Below are 4,911 nucleotides of genomic sequence, written 5' to 3'. Positions count from 1 at the left end.
GCGCCGACCCCGGCACCGACTCCGGCGCCGCCCGCGGCCACGCCGTCACTCGCCGGAGAGGACAGCGGTTCCGCCAACTCGGACACCCATCTGCGCGCGGCCCGCGTCCTGGCGATGGCGCAGGAGATGGCGGACCGCCTCACGGGCGAGGCCAAGAAGGAGTCCGACGGGCTCATGGCCAAGGCCCGCGGTGAGTCCGATCGCCTCGTCGGCGACGCCAAGAACCAGTCGGAGAAGATGGTCGGGGACGCCCGCAGGGAGGCCGACAAGATCCTCGGCGAGGCCAAGGCCAAGTCCGACGGGATCGTCAAGGACGCGCAGGCGCGCTCCGAGCAGCAGATCAAGGAAGCACAGGCCAAGGCCGACGCCCTGCAGGCCGACGCGGAACGCAAGCACACCGAGATCATGGCCACCATCAACCAGCAGCGCGGGGTGCTGGAGGGTCGCATCGAGCAGCTTCGGACCTTCGAGAAGGACTACCGCAGCCGCCTCACCAGCTACCTCGAGAACCAGCTGACAGAACTCGGCAAGTCCGGCTCCGCCGCCCCCGCCGCACCGGCCGAGAACGCCGGCGCGCCGGACCAGGGTGGCAAGAAGGACGGCGGCCACCGCGCCGAGTAGCCCATCCGAGTCGTCGCGTCCGGTCCCCGCCCCTGCCCAGGGTGCGGGGACCGACGTATATTCGGGGGGTGGGTCCGCCCCGGAGCCGGTGTATTCCACGACTCGCACCACGGCAGGAGGAACGCATGCTCGTCGTCGCACTCGGACTGACGCTGCTCGGCTTCGCCTTCCTCGTCGCGGCCGTGGCGACCGGACAGATCGGGTGGGCGTGGGCCTGCATCGTGGCCGGCGCCCTCGGACTGCTCTTGCTGCTCATGGATCTTCTCCGCGGGAGGACGGCCCGCGACGGCTCCGGAGAGAATCCACCGGACGCGAGTGACGAGGCGGAGGAGACGGGCGCCCACAGCGACAGGTAGCATCACCCGATGTCCGGCGATGAGCCGGATGCGCTGAGATCCGGCCATCACCGGGGAGCGCTCGGAAGAACGGTCGGTCCCGAGGTGGGAGCGGCTCAGTAGAACCGAACGGGGGAGCCCGTCAGGGTCCCCGATCCACGAGTGGGCGTCGCACCGTCGACGCCAAACGGGGTGGTACCGCGGACGGATGCGCCAGTCGCGTCCGGTTCGTCCCCGAGCGCAGGCCTGTCGGCCCCACGGGTACCAACTCGTGTGGGCCCGTACCTCGAGGAGTCCGCCCACATGAGCACCGAGCCCACCGCAACGGGTAGCGCGTACCCGATTCTCGACCTCACCGGCGGCACTACCGCGCAGTCGCCGTCGTTCCCCGCGCTCGAGCAGACCGTCCTGGCCCGGTGGGACGAGCGCGACACCTTCCGTGAGTCCGTCCGCAGGCGAGCGGATGCCGACGAGTACGTCTTCTACGACGGCCCCCCGTTCGCCAACGGCCTACCCCACTACGGACATCTGCTCACCGGGTACGTCAAGGACGTGATCCCGCGCTATCGCACCATGCGCGGTTACCTGGTCGAACGCCGGTTCGGCTGGGACTGCCACGGTCTGCCCGCCGAGCTCGAGGCGGAGAAGCAGCTGGGGATCACCGAGAAGTCGCAGATTCTCGAGATGGGTCTTGCCGAGTTCAACTCCGCGTGCGAGAAGTCGGTGCTGCGCTACACCGATGAGTGGGAGGACTACGTCCACCGCCAGGCCCGCTGGGTGGACTTCGAGAACGACTACAAGACCTTGGACATCGACTTCACCGAGTCCGTCCTGTGGGCGTTCAAACGCCTCTACGACAAGGGTCTGGTCTACAAGGGTTTCCGCGTGCTGCCGTACTCCTGGTACGAGCAGACGCCCCTGTCCAACCAGGAGACGCGGTTGGACGACGCGTACAAGATGCGACAGGACCCCGCGGTCACGGTCGGACTGCCGCTCGAGGCCCCGCAGTCCAGCCCGTTCCACGGCGCCGAGGCGCTGGTGTGGACCACCACCCCCTGGACCCTGCCGTCCAACCTGGCCGCCGCCGTCCACCCCGACATCGACTACTGCGTGGTGCAGGTGAACACGGGTGATCTCGCCGGCCGACGCTTCGTCGTGGCCGAGGCGCGCCGGGGGGTGTACGCGCCCGAGTTCGGTGAGGACGCGGAGGTGGTGGCCACCGCGAAGGGCTCCGAACTGGTGGGGCTGCCGTACGTCCCGCCGTTCGACTTCTTCGCCGGCCACCCGAACGCGCACGTGGTGCTGGCGGCCGACTACGTCACCACCGACTCGGGTACGGGCATCGTCCACCTCGCGCCGGCCTTCGGCGAGGAGGACAAGGACGCCTGCGACGCGGCCGGCATCGAGCTGGTCATCCCCGTCGGAGCCGACGGGAAGTTCACCGCCGAGGTGCCGCCGTACGCGGGCCAGCTGGTCTTCGACGCCAACGCGCCGATCTCACGCGACCTGCGCGCGGCGGGGCGACTGATCCGCCACGAGACCATCGAACACTCCTACCCCCACTCCTGGAGGTCCGGCCAGCCGTTGATCTACATGGCCCTGCCGGCCTGGTTCGTCAAGGTCACCGCGTTCCGCGACCGGATGGTCGAACTCAATCGCGAGCAGATCACCTGGATGCCCGAACACGTGCGCGACGGGCAGTTCGGCAAGTGGCTCGAGGGCGCGCGGGACTGGAACATCAACCGGAACCGGTACTGGGGCGCGCCGATCCCCGTCTGGGAGTCCGATGACCCCGCCTACCCGCGCGTGGACGTCTACGGGTCTCTCGACGAGCTCGAGGCCGACTTCGGCGTGCGGCCCACTGATCTGCACCGTCCGTACATCGACGAGCTGACCCGGCCCAACCCCGACGACCCGACCGGCAGGTCCACCATGCGGCGTGTGGCCGACGTGTTCGACTGCTGGTTCGAGTCCGGGTCCATGCCGTTCGCCCAGGTCCACTATCCCTTCGAGAACAAGGAGTGGTTCGAGACCCACAACCCGGGCGACTTCATCGTGGAGTACAACGGCCAGACCCGGGGCTGGTTCTACACCCTGCACGTCCTGGCCACGGCTCTCTTCGACCGGCCCGCGTTCACGCACGTCGCCGCGCACGGCATCGTGCTGGGCAACGACGGCCTCAAGATGAGCAAGTCCAAGGGCAACTACCCGGACGTCAACGAGGTGTTCGCCCGCGACGGCTCCGATGCCATGCGCTGGTTCCTCATGAGTTCCCCCATCCTCCGTGGCGGCAATCTCGTGGTGACCGAACAGGGCATCCGGGAGGGCGTGCGCCAGGCCATGCTCCCGCTGTGGAACTCCTACAGCTTCCTGCAGCTGTACGCCGCCGAGCGCGCCACCTGGCGGACGGATTCACCCCACGTGCTGGACCGGTACATCCTGTCGCGGCTGGCCACGACCCGGGATGCGATGACCCGGGCCCTGGACAGCACGGACATCGCCGCCGCGTGCGACGAGCTGCGCCAGTTCGCCGACGCGCTGACCAACTGGTACGTGCGCCGGTCCCGGTCGCGGTTCTGGGCAGGGGAGGCGTCGGGCCAGGATTCGCGCGACGCCTTCGACACGCTCTACACGGTCCTCGAGACGACCATGCGGCTCGCCGCGCCGCTCCTGCCCCTCATGACGGAGGTCGTGTGGACCGGGCTGACCGGACGGGAGTCCGTTCACCTGGCGGACTGGCCGGCCGATGACGAGCTCCCGCACGACGCCGGGCTGGTCGAGGCGATGGAGGCCGTCCGCGACGTGTGTTCCACGGTGTCCTCGATCCGGAAGGCAAAGCACCTGCGCGTGCGCCTGCCCTTGAACGTGCTCACCGTGGCGATGCCCGACGCCGAGCGGCTTGAGCCGTTCACCGGCATCATCGCCGACGAGGTGAACGTACGAGAGGTGCGCCTGACCAGCGACGTGGCCGCCCACGGGCGGATGGAGCTGGCGGTCAACGCGCGGGCGGCGGGGCCGCGGCTGGGCAAGCAGGTGCAGGCGTGCATCAAGGCCGCCAAGACGGGCGACTGGTCCGAGGTCGACGGCGTGGTGGTGGCCGGTGGCGTCGAGCTGCAGGAGGGCGAGTACGAGCACCGCCTCGTGGCCGCGGATCCGGAGTCCACGGCGGCGCTCGCGGGCGGGGCCGGTCTGGTGGTGTTGGATCTGACCGTCACGGAGGAGCTGGAGGCCGAGGGCTGGGCCAAGGACCGGATCCGCGAGATCCAGGAGGCCCGGCGCGCCGCCGGTTTCGACATCTCCGACCGCATCCGGGTACGCCTGGAGGTCCCGGCGGACCGTCGCGAGTGGGCCGACCGTCACGCCCGCCTGATCGCCGACGAGGTCCTGGCCACGGACTTCGAGGTCCTCGACGCGCTCGACCCGGCGGACGGCGAGGCCGAGGAGCTCGGTGACGGTGTCAGGATGACCCTGGCCCGGGTCTGACACGGACCGGTCCTGAGCCGAGACGGGAACCGGCGTGGCTGACGGGCAGGACCGCTGGGTCCTGCACGTGGACATGGACGCCTTCTTCGCCTCCTGCGAGCAGCTCACGCGGCCGACGCTGCGCGGTCGGCCAGTGCTCGTGGGAGGCGTGGGGGGTCGCGGAGTGGTGGCGGGGTGCTCCTACGAGGCGCGCGCCCGCGGCGCGCGTTCCGCCATGCCCTCGCACCAGGCCAGGCGGCTCGTGGGCCCCTCGGCCGTCTTCGTGTTCCCCCGGATGGCGGTGTACCGCGCGTTGAGCCGCCGGGTGTTCGAGGTCTTCTCCGCGCACGCTCCGGTGGTCGAGAAGGTCTCGGTGGACGAGGCCTTCCTCGAACCCCCCGAGCTCCGCGGTGCCGACGTCGAGCGGACCCGGCGGTGGGCGGAGGACCTACGAGCGGCGATACGCGAGGCCACCGGACTGCCGGCCTCGGTG

The 4,911-nt window shown here is 70.0% G+C and carries 2 protein-coding genes and 2 pseudogenes; all 4 read left to right on the top strand.

Annotated elements, in window-relative coordinates; translation table 11 throughout:
• Window positions 1-621 (top strand): annotated as a pseudogene (locus IY392_RS12390) (cell division protein); the annotation flags it as partial.
• 125 nt (window positions 622-746) lie between these two features.
• Window positions 747-977 carry a hypothetical protein gene (locus tag IY392_RS12385; protein WP_107756225.1) on the top strand — a complete coding sequence of 77 codons (231 nt, stop codon included), beginning with the start codon at window positions 747-749 and terminating at the stop codon, window positions 975-977.
• A gap of 282 nt (window positions 978-1,259) precedes the next feature.
• Complete coding sequence (gene ileS, locus IY392_RS12380; RefSeq protein WP_194861380.1) at window positions 1,260-4,439, top strand: isoleucine--tRNA ligase; 3,180 nt, start codon at window positions 1,260-1,262, stop codon at window positions 4,437-4,439.
• A 73-nt stretch (window positions 4,440-4,512) separates the two neighbouring features.
• Window positions 4,513-4,911: pseudogene (locus IY392_RS12375) on the top strand (DNA polymerase IV); the annotation flags it as partial.

Origin of the sequence: Dietzia sp. SYD-A1 (assembly GCF_015356725.1) — a bacterium.
Lineage (GTDB): Bacteria > Actinomycetota > Actinomycetes > Mycobacteriales > Mycobacteriaceae > Dietzia.
This window is presented reverse-complemented; position numbering and strand designations above follow the sequence as displayed.